Below are 19,407 nucleotides of genomic sequence, written 5' to 3' on the forward strand. Positions count from 1 at the left end.
GCATAGATGAAGTCGACGATCATTCCGTAGTAGGGGTTATCTCATTCAGTTAACAAGGGAGAGGTGACGAAGGATGCACTGGAAAGTTGCGATTTTGACAGCCAGTGACCGCGGTTACCGAGGAGAACGAGAAGACACCAGCGCTCAGGTAATCCGCGAGCTCATTGAAGAGGAAATTCAAGGTGAGATCATCGAGTACCGTGTTGTACCGGACGAGATGGACGAAATTATGGCTTCATTAATAGAAATGACGGACTATTATCAGGCTGATCTGATTTTAACGACAGGCGGAACGGGGCTGGCGCCTCGCGATGTGACGCCGGAAGCAACGCTGAATGTCATTGACCGGGTTGCTCCGGGCTTTGCTGAAGCTATGCGGATGATTTCCATGCAGAAAACGAGGAAAGCGATGCTTTCCAGAGCGGTATCGGGTATTCGCGGCCGCACGTTGATTATTAATTTGCCAGGCAGTCCCAAAGGCGTGCAGGAGAATCTGATGGCGATCATCGATCAACTGCCGCATGCGTTGGGGATTCTGACAGGCAAAGAAGGTGATCACGGATGAGCAGACAGGAGTCCATGCTGCGCGAAGTGAAGGTGGAGGATGCCGTTGGGATGATCCTGCCCCATGATCTAACGCAGATTTTGCCGGGCGAGTTCAAAGGTCGCCTGTTCCGCAAAGGCCACCAAGTGACGGAGTCCGACATTCCTGCACTGCTCAGCATTGGCAAAGAGCATATTTACGTGATGGAGCTGCAGCCGGGCTATCTGCATGAGGATGAAGCCGCGCAGCGGATGGCGAGAGCGATAGCCGGCGACGAGCTCATTCTCACGGAGCCGCATGAGGGCAAAGTGAATGTGAAATCGCCGATTCGCGGCTTGGTCCGAATCGATAAAGCTTTCGTCGACAGCGTGAACGCGATTGACGAGGTTGTGATGTCGACCATCCGCAGCGGCGTGGTCGTGGAGGCAGGCGCTTCGTTGGTCGGCACGCGGGTGATCCCGCTGATTGTGGACGAAGCGAAGGTCGTGGAGGTCGAGCGGATTGCCGCCGCTCGCCGTGCGGAGGGCTTCACCTTGCTTGAGGTGAAGCCGTTTCGTAAGCTGCGCGTTGGCGTCGTGACGACGGGCAGCGAGGTGTTCAAGGGCCGAATCCAGGATAAATTCGGCCCGGTGGTGAAAGAGAAAGTCGCGCAGCTTGGCTCCGAGGTGGTAGACCAACGCTTCGCGCTCGACGATAGCGAAGCGATTGTTGGTGAGATCCACGCGCTGCTTGCGCAGAACGTGGATCTGGTTTTGGTCACGGGCGGCATGTCCGTGGACCCGGACGACCGCACGCCGGGCGCGATCAAGCAAGCCGGCGCCCGCGTGGTCAGCTACGGCACGCCGATGCTGCCGGGCTCGATGCTGATGATCGCCTATTTGGGCGATGTGCCGATCATGGGCTTGCCGGGTTGCGTCATGCATGACCCGTATACGTCCTTTGATGTGCTGCTGCCGCGTATTTGCGCGGGCGAGACGATTGTGCGCAGCGACATTACGGAGATGGGATATGGCGGGTTTTATCAGTGTTAGATGTGTTTGCTGGTTGACGGTCAATTAACTGGAATTATTCCTGCTAATTGAAGCCTCTAGTCACGATTAATGCGAGTTAGAGGGAAAAGCTACAGTTAATTTATATGATATGGACTACTTTCGCATAATTGTCCGAAAATAACTGGAGAAAATTGCAGTTAATAGCGTTAATCTGGTATTTGAGAACAAAATAACGGGATATTTTCCGTTTAAATGTCGTGTCGTTTTCAGCTGAGCACTTTTGTTCGTAAAGCAATACATGATGGAGATGAAAGACATGTTTCAAAACATCGGTTTTACCGAGTTATTATTGATAGCGGTCGTTGCGTTAGTGTTGTTCGGACCTAACAAACTGCCCGAGATTGGCCGTGTGCTGGGACGTACGCTCAGGGATTTCAAGAAGGGTGCCTACGAGCTCATGAACGATGAGCCGAAAGCGGCTCCACCTGCACCTGCGGCGGTTCAGCCGGCTCCGGAGGCTAGCGCTACTGCCGAGGAGCAAGCGCCAGCTGCGGTCGCTTTCGCGACAAGCGCTCCAGCCTTAGATAAGGCTGTCGCACTGCCTTCAGTCCAGGCGGCGCCTTCAGCCGTACAGCCTGCTGAGAAAGCGGCTGTGGCGTTTATCTCGAGCGCGCCCGGATCTGAGTTGACTGACTTGGTGGAGGATTCCGACGCACCGCGTGCCACATCTACGCCAGCAGCACCTGCAACACCGGCGGCTGTTCAACCAAGTCATCCGCGCCGCTTACCGGACTAGTCCATTTTTCTTTTTAGCATAACAAGTGGTTCAGTCTTTCAGGCTCGATTCACTAGATCAGGTTGGTGAAATATGTCAACGAACGAAGAAATGTCACTCGTGGAGCACCTTGGTGAGCTGCGTAAACGGATCATGTGGATATTGCTTGTGTTGGTCATTGGGATGGTGGCCGGTTTAATTTCCGCCAAGCCCATCATTCGATACCTCAAAAATATTCCACCGGCCGATTCGATTAGCTGGAATGTTTTTTCTCCATGGGATGCTTTGCGATTATATATGAATTTTGGCTTAGCCGTGGGTATCCTTATTACCTTGCCGGTTACGCTTTATCATATATGGGCCTTTGTTAAGCCGGGGCTGCGCGAGACGGAGCAGAAAGCTTCGATCATTTATATTCCTTATGCATTTGTGCTTTTTTTAGCAGGTCTTTCGTTCGGTTATTGGGTTGTTTTTCCGATGGCTTTTTACTTTACTTCTTCCATTAGCAAAAGTCTCGATATTACCGAGATGTATGGTGCGGCCGAATATTTTACATTTATGTTCAATATCATTCTGCCATTGGCGCTTGTGTTTGAGATGCCGATAGTCGTCATGTTTTTGACGAAAATCAGGCTTCTTAACCCGAAACGGTTGCATAAATTCAGACGGTATGCCTATATGCTGCTCGTTATTTTAGCTACAGTCATTACGCCTCCTGATGCTATTTCGGCTATTCTGGTGGCATTGCCGCTTATTGTTTTATATGAGTTCAGCGTATTTATGTCAGGTTTTATTTACCGCAAACAGCTTGTGAAAGATGCAGAATGGGAACGGGAATTCGGTCCTAAATAAGAAAACAGTCTGTCACTTTTGTGCAGGCTGTTTTTCTTTTCGATAGGGAATATTTGTTTTTCATTTGGGTAGAATGAGGGGGGTGTTCGAAAGTACGAAAAATGTGTAAAAGGACTTGCAAATTACTCCCAGAATGAGTATCATAAGAGTTGTTGTTAGCACTAAACACATTCGAGTGCTAATAACCTTGAAACACACCATTACCAATTTTCTAAAGGAGGCTATTTTTCCATGATCAGACCGTTAGGTGATCGAGTTATCATTGAAGCCGTTGCGAAAGAGGAGACTACAGCAAGTGGTATCGTGCTGCCAGATACAGCGAAAGAAAAACCACAAGAAGGTAAAGTTGTAGCCGTAGGCGCAGGCGCGTTGAAAGATGGCGTTCGTGTTCCGCTTGAAGTAAGCGAAGGCGACCGTATCATTTTCTCCAAATACGCAGGAACTGAAGTGAAATACGAAGGCCGCGAACTGTTGATCTTGCGCGAAAGCGACATTCTCGCTGTATTAGCCTAATTTAGCAGGATATAGATCGGCATTACGTTTTACTTAGGTTTTCCGTTTTATTACTTACTATGTATCGTTTAAATAAGAGGAGGTTTCCTATTCATGGCAAAAGATATTAAGTTCAGTGAAGACGCACGCCGCGCGATGCTTCGCGGGGTAGATGCTTTGGCTAACGCTGTAAAAGTAACCCTAGGTCCAAAAGGCCGTAACGTTGTACTTGAGAAAAAATTCGGTAGCCCGTTGATCACGAATGACGGTGTAACGATCGCGAAAGAAATCGAGCTTGAAGATGCTTTCGAAAACATGGGAGCTCAACTTGTTAAAGAAGTTGCTACCAAAACAAACGATGTTGCCGGTGACGGTACAACAACAGCAACGGTTCTTGCTCAAGCTATGATCCGTGAAGGTCTGAAAAACGTTACTGCAGGCGCTAACCCAATGGTTATCCGCAAAGGTATCGAGAAAGCTGTTAAAGCGGCTGTGGAAGAGCTTCAATCCATCGCTAAGCCTATCGAAGGCAAACAATCCATCGCACAAGTTGCGGCAATCTCTGCTGCTGACGAAGAAGTAGGCGAGCTGATCGCTGAAGCTATGGAAAAAGTAGGTAAAGATGGCGTTATCACCGTTGAAGAATCCAAAGGTTTCTTGACGGAGCTTGAAGTTGTAGAAGGTATGCAATTCGACCGTGGCTACACTTCCCCTTACATGATCACTGATACGGATAAAATGGAAGCTGTCCTTGACAACCCATATATCCTGATCACGGACAAAAAAATCTCGAACATCCAAGAGATCTTGCCTGTTCTTGAAAAAGTGGTTCAATCCGGTAAACAACTTCTGATCATCGCTGAAGATGTTGAAGGTGAAGCACAAGCAACGCTTGTTGTGAACAGACTTCGTGGAACATTCACTTGCGTAGCTGTTAAAGCTCCTGGCTTCGGTGACCGTCGTAAAGCTATGCTTGGCGATATCGCTGCTTTGACTGGTGGACAAGTGATTACAGAAGAGCTTGGTTTGGATCTGAAATCCACACGTCCTGAGCAATTGGGTAGCGCGCGTCAAATCCGCGTAACCAAAGAAAACACAATCATCGTTGACGGTGCCGGCGACGCAAAAGACATCGCAGCACGCGTAACGCAAATTCGTTCCCAACTGGAAGAAACAACTTCCGATTTCGATAAAGAAAAACTGCAAGAGCGTTTGGCTAAGCTTTCCGGCGGTGTAGCAGTAATCAAAGTTGGCGCAGCGACTGAAACAGAACTGAAAGAGCGCAAACTTCGCATTGAAGATGCTCTGAACGCGACTCGCGCAGCTGTTGAAGAAGGTATCGTTTCCGGTGGTGGTACAGCTCTCGTGAACGTATACAACGCAGTAGCGAAAGTAGTAGCTTCCGGCGACGAGCAAACAGGTGTTAACATCATCCTGCGCTCCCTGGAAGAACCAGTTCGCACAATCGCAGCTAACGCTGGTCAAGAAGGCTCCGTTATCGTTGAGCGCTTGAAAAACGAAAAAGTAGGCATCGGCTACAACGCAGCATCCGGACAATGGGTAAACATGTTCGAAGCTGGTATCGTTGACCCTGCGAAAGTAACGCGTTCCGCACTTCAAAACGCAGCTTCCGTAGCAGCTATGTTCTTGACAACTGAAGCGGTTATCGCTGATAAACCAGAAAAAGACAAACCAGGCATGCCTGATATGGGCGGCATGGGTGGAATGGGCGGCATGATGTAAGAAGGGCGAAGCCCTTCTGCATCAAAGCTAGCTCGAAGAGGCTCCTCAGATGAATCTGAGGAGCCTCTTTTTTTATGATCGGCACTCATTTGCAGTGTCGATCATTTTTTAACGGACACAGTGGCCGCAATTTGTGCATTTTGGGCTGTTTTTCAGGAGTTAACGGACAGGAGAGACGTTATTCGCTGATGATTGGAGCGAAAACGGGCATCACATGCCCGATAGCGGCAGCTGAGTCCGTTAAATGCTAAATTGAGCCAAAAAGTGGCGAATAGCGGCATCTCAGTCCGTTAGCCTCACCGTATCAAGCCGTGCTGCACAACATCGCACCGCTCCGTCCTGCATCGTTCCGCGCGGTACCGCAGTCCCTGCATTGTGCTCTCGCACTGCAATCCCCACACCGCTCCACTTCTTCCTGCACCGACCCGCGTGGTACCGCAATCCCTGCCTTACAATCACCGCACCACAGCTCACCACCCGCTCACAACTCCCAAGCCGCAATCACCTTGTTCTTCCCCGTCCGCTTCGCCGTAATCTCAGCGGTATCCGCCTGCTCAATAAGCTGCTCGATAGAGCTAGGTTGGCACAGCTCCAAGGAAGAGACACCGACACTGACGGTGATCGTGTACGGACGCCCGTAGGCGAACTCTTTCTCAATTTCGCCACGCAGCTGATGGGCAATTTTGAGGGCTTCTTTGCCGTCCGTTTTCGGTAAAATAAGAATAAGCTCCTCGCCGCCATATCGGCCGGCAATGTCGCTTTTCCTTAAATTGAACCGGAAAATATCAGCGATCTCCCGCAGCACTCGGTCCCCTTCCGGATGACCGAATTCGTTGACTCTCCGGAAATTATCGACATCGATCATGATCACGGAGAGATCCAGCTGATAACGGCTGGCAAGCTCAAACTCTTCTCGCAGCTTCTCCATGAAATAACCTCGCAAGTAAAAGCCGGTCAAGTTATCAATGACCATTTCGCGATGCAGAAGCACGTTAATGATGTGCGGTTTGATGAAGGACAGGAAGTGTTCCATGTGCTGCTGTTTGGTTTTGGTCATGCCATCGACATGAACTTGCAAGGTGATAGCCTGATCGCCACGCTGAAACAGGGTGAAGACGAGCACGCAGTGATCTTCGCTTCGCGTTTGGTAGGCGATCAATTCGTCGTGATCACGCAATCCCGAGGCAGTGACGAAAACCTTTTGCTTATAATGCAGCAGCTTGTACGTAATTGAAAGTTGAATGACCGGGAAATAGTCGAATAAGGCCTTTGTCAGTCTCTGCATGGTTGTGGACAGATCCAGCGTTTCCGTTACTTGCTCGCTCAGTTCAATAATAATTTGCAAATCCAATGAAAGAAGCAGCCATTGTTCGCGGTCGGCCATCATTTTCTGCACATAATCATCCTGCAAAATAGCCGGAGATGCTGGTGCATATGAAGGGGCAATCGCTTGCTCCATGCAGGCTGTCAGATACGGGCGCCACGTTTCCTTTTGAATCATCTGATAGCCGTTTAATGCGCGCCGCAAATACAGCATGGCGGGTTGAATGTCGCCCTCGGCCATAGACCTCTCCGCTGAAAGCCTGTAATAATCAGGCCAAAAGACATCATAGGCGTATCGTTTCAAGTAGGTTTCAAATTGGTCAAACCAGTGGTCCACTCTTTCCGAATGCAGTTTGAGCAGAAGCGTAATCATTTCCCGATAAGCCCAGCCGGCGTAAAGGCCAGCGTTGTTTTTAGAGATAAACTGCTCAAAAAGCTGGCAAGCACTCAAGGTGTTACCCAATCCTGTTTGATGCAGTGCTTCAAGGAAAACGGAGTGATTCTCATTCTCAAGAGAGTCGGGAACGTGAACCGGTAGATGCTGACGAAAGGCGGCGTAGCCCTGATAAACGGCCAGCAGGGACTGGCCCCAATCGGTAATTTGCTGCTCAATGAGGCTTGTCTCCAACTGATGGAATAACGCCCATTCTTCCCACTCCAGAGCGAATAAAAGTTGATTGGTCAAATAATTTTCGGCCAAATCCTTGCGACGCAGCTTGTCGACCTGCAGAACACGTTCCTTATGGTACAAATAACTGGCGATATCGCCTTGATTCAAAGAAAGCTCCATCGCATTCAGATGGCCAACTTGCTCCTTAATCGTGTATCCTGAGCGCTTGGCGCCTTCAATTCCGCGATAGACATACGTATTGATAATCTTATTGTTGCTTTGATACGAATAAAGATCATAAAGACGCAGCATCAAATCCGTATGCGGTGAGGAATCCAGTAACGGTTCAAGCTTGGCTGCAATCGATAAGGCCCATTCTTCCGTTTCTGGAAAATGGATCAACATATTAATCGTATAGTAATTCGTAATCTCCGCAAAATGCCTCAGGGCAAGCAGATGACGTTGTGGATAAACAACTTCAGTATAGAATTTATGCAAGGTATGCATTTCTTCATCCTGCAGCGGAAAGCAAAGATTACTCGTATTGAGCAAAAATGCTGCCCGTACCCGATCCGTAAGCGGCTGTTTCTCATCGAAAATGAAAGGGAAGAGCTCCTCGCGCAGCTGATAAACGTCCACATTATTTTGAATGATGCGAATAGACAACCAACCAAAGCGATCGGATATAGTTCCTGTTCGTTCATAGACGGTTAAAGCCAACTGTTCGGATAGCGCGAACTGGTTGAGCAGATGATACATGCGGCTGAGCAATCGATCCAGGAAAACAAGGTAAGGCCTTTCCAGTTTTTCATATAAATATTTGATACGCTCTAAGATTTCGACCTTTTGGCTGTAAGAGAGCAAGGTGCGAATCTGTCTGTAATATTTTAAAAGCAAATAATATTCGACCTTGTATTCTCCTGCTTGACATGACAGCGTGATCAACTGAGGCAATGCGAATGGCCGGTACCTGTATAGATATTTCAGTGCTGTTTGGTAATAGGACGCAAGCTTGTCCTCAGGTAGCTGTTGCAGGACCAGCCCGATAATATCATTCGAAATAAAAAGACTGTCATTGCGGCTAACATGCATAAGTCCGAGCTCTGCAAGCCTGGTCACCGAAAGTAGAATATTGCCTGCATCCAGTCGATTTGCGGTAAAGAGGGAAGCAGCATGGACCGGCATAGGCAGACAGCATAGCAGCCTCATAAGCTCTAAGTCCTTCTGATCCAGAACAGCGATACGCTTCGCAATAAGGCGGAGAGGATTCAATTGCTCATAATCCAAATGAAATCGGGTCGTTGGTTTCCAACCGTTTCGAGTGATCTGAATGCTGTGAGACTGCGCAAGCTCTTCCAAAATAATGCGGCAGTGGCTTGCGTTTATTCTATATTCGTATAGCCAGTTTTTTAGCTGGTTGACTAAAGTTTCATCTGCACGTCCAAACTGCGAAGCGAGCAACTGCTCATAGATGGCAGGGTCCGAAAGATGGATGTTAAGGACTTGGAAAGGCACTTCTGTAAACTGGGCAGGAACACGGCTACCGCTGAAAATGAAGTTCAGGCAATTCATCTCATGGCCATGCTCTCTCCAGAAGTTCAGAAGAATAAGCTGGGAATCTTCATCAAAGTGCTCGCAGTTTTCAAAGGTGAACACAAAGTTTTGAATGGGAAATAGCGGAATAACCGACATGAAAAATTGATGCAGCCACTCTGTCAGCAGATAAAGGATGTCGTCGCCTTCATAGTGTTTTTTGAGCAGTTGGTCAAATTTCCGCGCCAAGTTTCGCAGCATCGTAATGGACTCCGGCAGAATATCGTAAGCTCTGTGCAGCGTTCTGGAAACCACTTCACGCAAGGTGGAATAGGGAAGCTCTTGCGAAACGATTTTGAAATAATATCCCTTTTCAATGACTTCATTAATGTGATGGGCGTACAAATCGAAACGAATAGCCTCATCTTCGCAGATGAGACCTAGCAGTCGATCCTCATTTGATTTCAAAAAATCACGAAAACGCTCCTGCTGGTCAAGTGTGATGGGAGAAGCGGCTGGATGCAGCAATTTTGAGCTGATTTGGATAGTTGTATCAGGTTGCGGCTCTGCTGGAAGCTGTAAATAATCAAGCAAGGCTGCAGCAATCTCATCAGCGAATAGAAAGGATTCAGGCTTAGTATGAAGCCGTTCAGAAAGAGGTTGCAAAGCTGCAGGTACAAGGCCGTTGTACATCGACTCCAGCAGCAGATGGATAGATTCAAAATCAGCAACGCGTGATAAAAGAAACCTTCTCGCATAACGTGGAAACAATCTGTAAGGATAGTCCGTCAGCAAGTGATTGATAAACTCAATGGCGGAGGGGAATGGTTGGACATCAACTAGAATGGTTAGTGTTTTTGGGTGAAAAAATAGCATGTCCTGCGAGAGAAAGCCCATATAAAACTGTTTATTGTGTAAAATTGAAAGCGCTCTACAAAGGGGGATAAGAAGTTTCGCTTTGGATTCATCGCTTAGCTGCTCATGCTCCAATTGCGAAAAAGGCACAAAGCCATCCGGTAAAGAAGGCAACTGTACAATCAGATCTCCGCCCGTGAGCTTCCAACTTGTGGGTTGACGGAAATATTCTCCTTGAGCTGCTTCCGCCCAGGAGAGTAGGCGGCTCTCAATTTGTTTATAAGGGAAGTAAGACCATAGCTTATGATTAAAATTCATTTCTGAATAGTCAAAGGTGTGAGAGTAAGTTAGATGTCGAGTTTCCGAGAAATTTCTAAAAGTTGTAGTATTCATCTTACTCCCTCTCCTTCTAAAGTATAGGATTCCTGTATGCACGGGATGGGGATGTTTCCATCGAATAGGACTGATTTCTTAATTGTAACAAAAATAAGCGCCAAATGGGAGAAGGAAATGGTGAAAACGGCAGAGAGCCTGTCATTTTTCGTTCTGATTGGACATCTACCTGCTTGGCCTGCAGAAAATGAGCCTAATTATTGAAAAACTAGGCATTGGTACATTCTTTGGACTAGGCATGGACGTATACTATCTCAAACCTAAAGAGGAGTTGACTTAATCAATGGCGTATCAACCGAATCAAACTAGCCAAGGAAAACAATTTCAGTGTCCCCCAGCTGACCCTATAATGACAAGTCCAGAAAGAATCGTTAGAGATTTCTATCACCCGCAAAAAGTTCAAGTTATTCACCCGATTCAAATCGTAAATAGACATCATTGTGTACCTGTTTATGAGCATGTGTGTACGTATGAAGAGACAGATGAGTATTGCGGTACTCACCCGCATCCGCACCAAGGCATGTTGCGCGACAAATAGTGGTGACTCCCTAGTAGGAATCTGAGAAGATTCCAGCTAGGGTTTTTTTATCGATGGCCCCTTTTCCTGTATAATGAATAGATAGCTTTTTTGAGCGAGGGAGGGTCGGGCATGCAAGAATTAGATGCTAAACCACAATTTGATTTAACGGCCCGGGGTCCGGTAAGCACTCCGAAGGAGACAGGAACGTGCGCGGAATGGATCCTTTACTTCGATAAGCAATATGCGAATGCCAAAGTATATAACGCTTTTAGCGTCGAGGAATTATATATGCGAGCGTGGGGTCAGCTCAATCAGTTTGCGGACGATTGGGAGTTAACGATCAGGGGTATCTATGATATTCAAGTTGTACTGTACTTAACTCAGCTCTGTGATGCTTTGGCGGATGCGAAGTCAGGCATGTATGATTTCTTTTATAATGCAGGTTACTTTTTTTCTAAAATTACGAAGCACAGTCAGGGACAACTGACAACTGTTTTGCGTAATATTGATATGGAGCATGCCCAGGAAAGGTATCCAGAGCATTTGAAGGAGCTTGCGGCCTACGTGGCTGCACAAGTTTCCAAGGAATCAGGGGAATCCAGAGGGAAATGGTTTGAGATCAGTAAACAGCTGTGGTCTGGTTTATTGTATGAAAAAGAGCTTGTAACGGACGAGCTTATAAGATTGCGGAAGCTTGCAGGCGATAGAGGAAGAAGTCAAGCGGAGCGTGAAACTGCGGTTATCGCTTTAGCACATTTCGATATGTTGTCTGGTGAGGACGAAAATGCTTGGGATCGCGTCCTGACGGGAACTGATGTGATCGAGCCAGGGGATTGGTTTGGTTATCTGAGAACTTTTATTAAGGAGGGACAGCGAGATCGATTATTAAAGTGGCTCAGATGGCTAGGTCCAGCAATTCGCAAGGAAGTGACGTATGAGGCGGCTGAGTATTTTGATTTGTGGGAAGAGGCGGCAGCGGGCACTGGCATAGATGAAGAGTACAGGAGAGCCATGGTAGGGCAGCTTCCTGGCAGTTATCGGCATTACGCTCGCTTTTTACTGGGAAAAGAGGAGTATCGGGCATGGGCAGATTTGATGCTTTGGTTAAGCGTATCTCCCCTTGATATTGATGCTAATCATCTGAAAATAGTTGAGAAAGCTGATGTTCGCGCGCTGCTGCCGCTGTATCATTATGCAATTGATGAAATCCTCCAGGTTAAAAATCGCGAATCGTATAAACAAGGGGTCAAGCTCCTCAAAAAGCTGGCCGCTGCCTACAAAAAGCTGAACCAAACGCCTAGATTTGAAGCATATTTGCTGCAGCTTATTAAACAGTATTCGCGGTACCGCGCATTTCAAGAGGAGTTAAGGAAAGGGAAGCTACTGCTATGATCAGCTTGTCACAGATACATATTCGCGTGCAAAAGCTCCCTACAGGGAGTTTTGCCTTCTATGGAGAGACAGAACAGGCCAACGAAGTTCCTGGCTATGCGCTGCGAAAGCTGCTATTTGCTTGGCATGAAGGTTCTTTTTACGGCACGCAGCTTGAAAGCATTCGAACGGGGTACGGCGAGGCCTTGGTCTTGACACCTTATATGGCATTGGACTATTTGGCTAATCCGGGTACATTATTGCATGGGAAATTATCCTGGGATGCAGATGTGCTTTTGATGAAAAAAGGGGCTGCTCTATTTAAAGAGGCGCTAGATGAGGGGTGGTACATGCCGTCTTTCCGGCATTGGCTTCAGGGCGGCATGGGGTGGAAGCCGAAGTTGCCAGGGGTGAAGCTGGGAGAGCTTGAGCAGCTATACAAAGGGTGGCAGGATGAGGGCTTCTGGCTCGATTGGTTCCATGCGGCAGCCTTGGAAATGATGAAAGAAGCGCCTGATTCGGAGATCGGTACGGCATGGAGGCGCCTGTCGGAAGGGAATCCTCTATTGCGAGAGGGTCCATCTTCCGAAGTAGGCTGGATGCAAGAGAATGATTGGCTGCTGGCCATCGGTTGGAAGCAGGACGGTAAACCTTATCGAATCTGTGTACAGCTCGTAGAGCCATATGCGGAAACGTACGTAGATGGGACAACGACTGCCAGAGATAACGGAGCGGACTGGCGTCTAAGGTTCATCGCGCAGGATCGTAAGGATGCTAATCATTTCGTGGAATTCAGCACGACGGGGACTATTTTGGTGGGGAGAGTACCTGAGGCATGGCAGGATGGCATGGATGCCAGCATCCAGGATCAAACGAATCGGGTGCTGCGTATTTTGCCACAGCTTGAAAGTGAGTTTCAGAAGGGGAAAATCGTAGAGCAGTTATCGGACGATCAGGCATGGGAGTTTCTTACGGAATCAAGCTTGCTGCTTGCTGCTGCCGGAATTTCGGTTTTCCTGCCTTCATGGTGGGGGGAGCTCAGCCGTGCGCGGCCTCAGCTGCGAGCGAAAGTGCGCAGCTCTGTTGGTACTTCGCGCAGGCCGATGTTTGGCATGGACCACATCATCCAGTTCGACTGGCGAGTGGCTTTAGGAAGTATCGATCTATCTGAGGAAGAATTCCACCAGATTGCCGAGCAGAAAAAAAGGCTGATCTATATTCGCGGCAGATGGGTGCAGCTGAATCCTGCCGACTTAGAGCAGATGAAAGCGGCTATGCGGCAGAGAGAGAAGCGCAAAGGGTTCTCCCTTCTGGATGTTTTGGAGATGCAGCTTACGGACGAACCTACGCAGCTTGCCCCTTCCACCAGTGAGCGGAAGGAAGAGTTCAAAATTAATATTGAACTTAACGGCTCTTTACGAAGCTTGCTGAGGAAGCTTAATCAGCGAGAATCACTGCCTTTTGTTCAGATTGACGGCTTGGAAGCTGATCTGAGGCCTTATCAGGAGGAAGGGGTGTCGTGGCTCCTTTTTCTGCGGGGAATTGGTCTGGGAGGGTGCCTGGCGGATGATATGGGACTTGGGAAGACGGTGCAGTTTATTGCTTATTTGCTGGCTGTGAAGGGTGAGTTACAACCTATTTCGAATACGGCTCCGTCCCTGCTGATTTGTCCAACCTCCGTGCTCGGCAATTGGCAAAAGGAACTTGAGCGTTTCGCGCCGTCTCTCAACATTCATCTCCACTACGGTGCGCAGCGCGCAAAGGGTGAGGCGTTCGAAGCTTCTGTGGCAGGCGCCGACCTTGTTATAACCTCTTACAATATCGCTCTGTTGGATGAAGAGGAATTAGCGAGCATGACTTGGAACACGCTTTGTTTGGACGAAGCACAAAATATCAAAAACGCTTATACCAAGCAATCTCAAGCCATTCGGGGTCTGGATGCCAGCCACCGAATCGCGTTGACAGGTACACCGCTTGAGAATCGGTTGACCGAGCTTTGGTCGATTTTTGATTTTATTAATCCAGGGTATCTCGGTACATTACGCCATTTCAATCATCATTACGTGGGACCTATTGAAAAAAGCACCGACGGAGCGCCGGGGCTGACTTCACGCGTTCAGCGCTTGATCCGCCCGTTCATACTAAGGCGAGTCAAAAAGGACCCGGCCATTCAGTTGAGTTTGCCCGAGAAAGTGGAGTCCAAAGCTTATGTGGCTTTGACTCCCGAGCAGGGTGCACTCTACGAGAATGTCGTGCAAACATTGATGGAGAGAATCGATAGTCTCTCCGTAATGGAAAAGAAAGGGCTTATTCTGGCTTCATTGACGAAGCTGAAGCAGATTTGCGATCATCCTTCTTTGTTTTTGAAGGAAGGAGATCGTGCGGGGGCCGGGGTAGCCCCCGGGAGAGGTGTGCGCTCAGCGAAGCTGGAGCGCCTGCTTGAAATGATCGACGAACTAAGAAGCGAAGGAGGCGGCTGCCTCATCTTCACCCAGTTCGTCGAGATGGGCCACCTCCTGCAGCGCGTGATCGCGCAGGAGCGGGGGGAACCCGTGCAGTTTTTGCACGGGGCCGTGGCGAAGGCGAAGCGCGATGAGATGATCGCGCGCTTCCAGGACGACGCGCTCCCGGAGGCGGAGCGCTGCAGGATCTTCATCCTCTCGCTGAAAGCAGGAGGAACCGGTTTAAACCTCACCGCGGCGAACCATGTTTTCCACTACGACCGCTGGTGGAATCCCGCCGTGGAAAACCAGGCCACGGACCGCGCCTTTCGCATCGGCCAGAGCCGCGATGTGCAGGTGCACAAGTTCATCACGCTGGGCACGCTCGAGGAGCGTATTGATGAGATGATCGAACGCAAAAGAGGCCTCAGCGATCAAATCGTCGGCACCGGCGAGAGCTGGGTCACCGAGATGTCGACGAGTGAGCTGCGGGAGCTGTTTGCGCTTCGCCGGGAGTGGGTGGAGAAATAACGGATACAAAAAAGGCTATCTCTCAGATCTATTAGACCTTTGAGACAGCCTTTTTACTATTTTGGAAAGCTTGCAGTAACAATCGCTTCAATGTTTTGCTTCTCAGCAGGATCTTTTGCAATTAATTTATCCTGAAGGGCTTGATCGTTCTTGCCTTGTTTCTGTAAAGCAGCCAAATACCATCGGATCAGAGTACGGTTCGGTTGGTCATCGAGATTATCTGTTATATAAGGTTGAATCGTTGAAGATGAACCAACGTAATCTCCACGCATATAGCTGATCTGACCGACATTCAATGCCATATTTGGTGTTACGGCAAAAGGACGACCTTGTGCCTGCTCTTTAGGCAGGTTTTTCAGGGAATCAACACGAGCTAGAACTTCTTTGTAAGTAGCAAGAGCATCATCAAGTCTTTTATTGTATTCCTGCGTATTGTTTTTTTCACTTGCTTGATTCGCAAGATCGATATTTAGCGATATGCTTTTTTCGTACATCTCCGTGTACCAAGGGTAATTTATAATCTGAGAATTCGACCAGTTTAGCGCCTCTTCGTGCTTGCCTTTTATTAGAAGCATATTAAGCTGCTGCATGGCCACCGCGCGGTTATGCGGCTCTTTTTTCAACAGCTGATTCATTAGATCTTGGGCTTGATTGAAAAAAGGCTCCGCTTTTGTTGGATCTTCTTTCTGCACTTGATTATAGACCTGAAGCAGAATTCCGATTCTGCTGACTTGGCCCGTTAGCAAATAATCCGGATGCGCAGGGTGTAGAGAGATTGCTTTGTCTAATGGTTGAATAATTTGATTGTAATCTTGACTAGTTTTGATAACCGCAAGCGTTTCTTTATAAGAACCATTTGCCGAGAGGAGCTGAACCGAGATGTAGAACATCACAAGCGACAAGATAGCCAGCAGCGCCGGGAATGATTTGTGAATCACTGCAGAATCGTTTTTAAAACGAAGTGGTGCAGAAGACGTGTTACTAAGCAGTCCGCCAAGAGCAATGAACAGAATAGCGCCCAAGTACACATAACTCAAATCGAAGTCAATCATACTGTGGACCAAGAGTGAAATCGTTACAATGAAAAACAGGAAGTGGAGATCTCGTTTCTCCTGTGAACTTTTGATGTAGCTTCGTATGTAGAACACCATGACTGCTATTACGAAACCTACGAATGCAAGGAATCCGAGCGCTCCGGTCTCGACTAGATATTGAAGAGCGAAGTTATGAGCCTGTCGGCTTGTGTATGGATTGTTTTGATACTTCTCATATAAAGAAGCCCAAGCTCCACCGCCGGCACCAATGATCGGATAATCCGTCCAAAGTTTGATTGCGTCTTTGTAGAACGTTCCACGTTCTAGAACGCTGTGTTGTTGGAAGTTAATATTTTCAATCCGAGTTTTTACATTGTCAGGAAGAATGTTTTTGAAGCCAGTATCACTTAGGATTAGAATGGCACCTAGAACACCAACAATGATAGCCGCTACCGGAAGAATGAAAGTAGCATATTTTTTTGCGTCAAAACGAGCGGTAATCCGCTCTAACCATGGAGCTACGAAGAGCTGTATAACGATAGCAACCATAGTGAAAACTACAGAAGCAATGAGCAGAATTGACCAGCCGTGCCATGATTCAGAAGCATTAGGCTGCTTTTGTAAGCCGATTCCGATATCCGTTACTTTTTGAAGAATCAAGATAGACGTTAGGAAAGCTAGTCCGAACTGAAGGAGAGCAAGAATCTGTCTGCTGATCGAAAAGAAGAACAACATAATCAAGAAAACAACCGGAATAACCACAATCGCACCGCGGGACAGCGTCAACCAGAAAGAAACAAGGATCGGCACCAGCAAGAATGCATGCGGGAGAACCGTTTGCCATTTGCGAGACTTCACTATGAAGAACAACGCTCCAAGTGACAAAGTAATTAAAAAAGCCGCGTATGTATTCGCGTATTGGAAAACGGAAGTTAGACGCAAACCGTTCGAGTCTGTCATGATCGCATCGCGGTATAAATTAGATCCTGAATCCATAAATGCGAACCAGCCAACCAGGTGCCCTGCAAAGCTTCCATTGCCGAGCCAGTACAAAAGTCCGAATAAAACAATGAAATATCCCGATATCATCAATAAACTTGCAACTATCGACACACCAAGCTTGTTTTTTGTCAGAAATACACCTAAAATGAAGAAGGTTGCATACAGCATTTGGATATAGACCATATTGGTTGCCAAATAGTGTGAGGCCGAGTTCGACAAAGAAATGACATAAGTAAGAGGCATAATGAGTACTAGAATCGTTAATACATCTTTCCGATCCTTAAGCTTGAAAACAAAGAAAGCCAGGATTGCAGTCAGCAGCATAATGATGGAGGACCACACCGAAGCCGAGTAGATCGAGCGCTCGAAATCATACGTCCCTCCGTTAAACAACGCCCGCTGAAACGGCGCCCAGAACATGAATAAGCCCGTAAACACAATTAAAATCCAAAAGATAACAGAGCTCTTCTCTGTCGTTATCGTACCATTCGCTTTTGCACGCGACGCCGCGTAGGCATTCTTACTTGCACTCATGAGAAAATAGTCTCCTTCTTCGCTAAAGTTCGACTTCATTTTAGCATAGATGGAAGAGAGTTTCCAAATGATAATTATTATTTCTAGGTATAAGGAGAGAGGTAGAATGAAAGGAATAATTTTAGCTGGGGGTTCAGGTACTAGACTGTACCCTGTGACTAAAGCAACCTCAAAACAGATGGTGCCTATTTATGATAAACCAATGATTTACTATCCATTGTCGGTACTGATGCTAGCAGGAATAAGAGAAGTACTTATTATTTCGACTGAACGAGATTTACCAGGATTTAAAGAATTATTAGGAGACGGTTCTGATATTGGCATGAAACTCCAATATTTGATTCAACATGCACCTAATGGACTAGCAGAGGCATTTATTATTGGAGAGCATTTCATTGGTGAAGAACAAGTGGCTATGGTTCTCGGAGATAATATCTTCTGGGGGCATGGATTTACAAATCAATTGAAAATATCTGCTTCTCTGAATGAAGGAGCTTGCATTTTTGGATACTATGTACAAGACCCCAAGGCTTATGGAGTAGTGGAATTTGATAATGAGGGTAATGTGCTCTCTATTGAAGAAAAACCATTACAACCAAAGTCTAATTATGCAATCCCAGGACTATATTTTTATGATAATACGGTGATTGAGAAAGCTAAAAGCTTAGAAAAGTCTGAACGTGGAGAGATTGAGATAACTGATTTAAATCGTATGTACATGGAAGAAGAAAAATTGAAAGTTACTATTTTAGGAAGAGGAATGGCATGGTTAGATACAGGAACTCATGATTCAATGTTAGATGCATCTAACTTTGTAGCTGCAGTGCAAAAAAGACAAGGGACATTTATTGCGTGTATTGAAGAAATTGCTTATCGCAATGGGTGGATTAATAATGAAAAAATGAAAACATTAGCTCAACCGTTGATGAAAACACATTATGGGCAATATTTAATGAGATTATTGCAAGATAAGGATGAGAGCTTAAATAAGAATTCTTCACAGGCAGTTGTTGTGTGATAGACAAACTATTAGTGCATAGACATTTACTATTGGAGGATCAATGGAGTTATTTAAAGAGCTATATCATTCTAAGAATACCATTATTAGTATGGCGAAAAATGATTTTAAAAATAAATATGCAGGTTCTTATCTAGGAATTACATGGGCATTTATACAGCCATTATTAACGATAGTAATTTATTGGTTTGTATTTCAAATAGGATTTAGAACAACACCAGTGGAGAATGTTCCTTTTATCGTCTGGTTTATTTGTGGGATTATTCCTTGGTTTTATTTTTCAGAATCATTGATTGCTGGGACAATGAGCGTTGTTGAGTATAGTTATATAGTAAAAAAAGTAATGTTTAATATAAATATATTACCTCTAATAAAAATAGTTGTAGCAACAATTCTCCATTTGTTTTTTATTATTTTATTATTGATTATTTGTTTGGCAGTGCAAATGCCAATATCATTACATAGTATACAGATTGTTTACTATTCAATGTGTATTTTTATCCTTGCGTTAGGATTATCATATTTAACATCGTCTCTTGTACCTTTTTCAAAAGATGTAGGTCAAGTGATCACAGTTATATTGCAATTTGGTTTTTGGTTGACCCCTATCGTCTGGAATCAAAATATATTACCTTCTACATGGCAGTATTTCTTTAAAATGAACCCTTCATATTATATTGTACAAGGCTATAGAGATGCATTAATTAATAAGATTTGGTTTTGGGAAAGACCCATAAGCACTCTTTATTTTTGGATTGTAACAGGTATAATCTTTCTTTTAGGCAGGTTAATATTTAAAAAACTTAAGCCTCATTTTTCTGATGTTTTATAAAAAGGGGGATAT

General features: G+C 46.4%; 14 protein-coding genes. 11 read left to right on the plus strand and 3 right to left on the minus strand.

Going from position 1 to position 19,407, the window contains the following annotated elements; genetic code table 11:
- Positions 1 to 73 precede the first annotated feature (73 nt).
- The 6 genes from RQP52_RS21590 to groL all read left to right on the plus strand — a co-directional run bounded on the left by RQP52_RS21590 (position 74) and on the right by groL (position 5,398).
- Entirely contained in the window at positions 74 to 565 is a 492-nt protein-coding gene (locus tag RQP52_RS21590; protein ID WP_029197035.1) for a MogA/MoaB family molybdenum cofactor biosynthesis protein, read from the plus strand.
- Positions 562 to 1,575, plus strand: a complete 1,014-nt coding sequence (locus RQP52_RS21595) for a molybdopterin-binding protein (RefSeq protein WP_315953775.1) — start codon at positions 562 to 564, stop codon at positions 1,573 to 1,575. Before RQP52_RS21590 ends, RQP52_RS21595 begins: the two co-directional genes overlap by 4 nt.
- A gap of 277 nt (positions 1,576 to 1,852) precedes the next feature.
- Positions 1,853 to 2,332, plus strand: coding sequence for a twin-arginine translocase TatA/TatE family subunit (locus tag RQP52_RS21600; RefSeq protein ID WP_315953776.1), 480 nt, complete (start codon positions 1,853 to 1,855; stop codon positions 2,330 to 2,332).
- Between the two features lie 72 nt (positions 2,333 to 2,404).
- The gene (gene tatC, locus RQP52_RS21605; protein ID WP_315953777.1) at positions 2,405 to 3,163 is read left to right on the plus strand and encodes a twin-arginine translocase subunit TatC; all 759 of its coding nucleotides are present in this window, start codon (positions 2,405 to 2,407) and stop codon (positions 3,161 to 3,163) included.
- A 231-nt stretch (positions 3,164 to 3,394) separates the two neighbouring features.
- Positions 3,395 to 3,676, plus strand: coding sequence for a co-chaperone GroES (gene groES, locus RQP52_RS21610; protein ID WP_028553854.1), 282 nt, complete (start codon positions 3,395 to 3,397; stop codon positions 3,674 to 3,676).
- Positions 3,677 to 3,769: 93 nt separating this feature from the next.
- Entirely contained in the window at positions 3,770 to 5,398 is a 1,629-nt protein-coding gene (groL, locus tag RQP52_RS21615) for a chaperonin GroEL (protein ID WP_127457281.1), read from the plus strand.
- A gap of 282 nt (positions 5,399 to 5,680) precedes the next feature.
- Here the strand turns inward: groL and RQP52_RS21620 are convergent, their stop codons facing one another.
- Both RQP52_RS21620 and RQP52_RS21625 read right to left on the minus strand, forming a co-directional pair.
- Complete coding sequence (locus RQP52_RS21620) at positions 5,681 to 5,875, minus strand: hypothetical protein (protein ID WP_315953778.1); 195 nt, start codon at positions 5,873 to 5,875, stop codon at positions 5,681 to 5,683.
- A gap of 4 nt (positions 5,876 to 5,879) precedes the next feature.
- Positions 5,880 to 10,037 carry a GGDEF domain-containing protein gene (locus RQP52_RS21625; protein WP_315953779.1) on the minus strand — a complete coding sequence of 1,386 codons (4,158 nt, stop codon included), beginning with the start codon at positions 10,035 to 10,037 and terminating at the stop codon, positions 5,880 to 5,882.
- 424 nt (positions 10,038 to 10,461) lie between these two features.
- On the opposite strand from RQP52_RS21625, the gene RQP52_RS21630 reads away from it, so the two are divergent.
- The 3 genes from RQP52_RS21630 to RQP52_RS21640 all read left to right on the plus strand — a co-directional run bounded on the left by RQP52_RS21630 (position 10,462) and on the right by RQP52_RS21640 (position 14,975).
- Positions 10,462 to 10,650, plus strand: coding sequence for a hypothetical protein (locus RQP52_RS21630; RefSeq protein WP_157317857.1), 189 nt, complete (start codon positions 10,462 to 10,464; stop codon positions 10,648 to 10,650).
- A 111-nt stretch (positions 10,651 to 10,761) separates the two neighbouring features.
- Positions 10,762 to 12,024: a hypothetical protein gene (locus RQP52_RS21635; protein ID WP_315953780.1), complete on the plus strand. Its 1,263-nt coding sequence runs from the start codon at positions 10,762 to 10,764 to the stop codon at positions 12,022 to 12,024.
- The gene (locus RQP52_RS21640; protein ID WP_315953781.1) at positions 12,021 to 14,975 is read left to right on the plus strand and encodes a DEAD/DEAH box helicase; all 2,955 of its coding nucleotides are present in this window, start codon (positions 12,021 to 12,023) and stop codon (positions 14,973 to 14,975) included. The genes RQP52_RS21635 and RQP52_RS21640 overlap by 4 nt, the downstream gene beginning before the upstream one ends.
- Before the next feature lie 56 nt (positions 14,976 to 15,031).
- On the opposite strand, the gene RQP52_RS21645 is transcribed toward RQP52_RS21640, so the two are convergent.
- Positions 15,032 to 17,545, minus strand: coding sequence for an O-antigen ligase family protein (locus RQP52_RS21645; protein ID WP_315953782.1), 2,514 nt, complete (start codon positions 17,543 to 17,545; stop codon positions 15,032 to 15,034).
- Positions 17,546 to 17,651: 106 nt separating this feature from the next.
- On the opposite strand from RQP52_RS21645, the gene rfbA reads away from it, so the two are divergent.
- Together rfbA and RQP52_RS21655 are read left to right on the plus strand one after the other, a co-directional pair.
- Positions 17,652 to 18,563: a glucose-1-phosphate thymidylyltransferase RfbA gene (rfbA, locus tag RQP52_RS21650; protein ID WP_315953783.1), complete on the plus strand. Its 912-nt coding sequence runs from the start codon at positions 17,652 to 17,654 to the stop codon at positions 18,561 to 18,563.
- A 43-nt stretch (positions 18,564 to 18,606) separates the two neighbouring features.
- Positions 18,607 to 19,395 (plus strand): ABC transporter permease, encoded by a 789-nt coding sequence (locus RQP52_RS21655; RefSeq protein WP_315953784.1) that lies wholly within the window; start codon positions 18,607 to 18,609, stop codon positions 19,393 to 19,395.
- The last annotated feature ends 12 nt before the right edge of the window (positions 19,396 to 19,407 follow it).

It is taken from the genome of Paenibacillus violae, from assembly GCF_032461945.1.
Classification (GTDB): domain Bacteria; phylum Bacillota; class Bacilli; order Paenibacillales; family NBRC-103111; genus Paenibacillus_E; species Paenibacillus_E violae.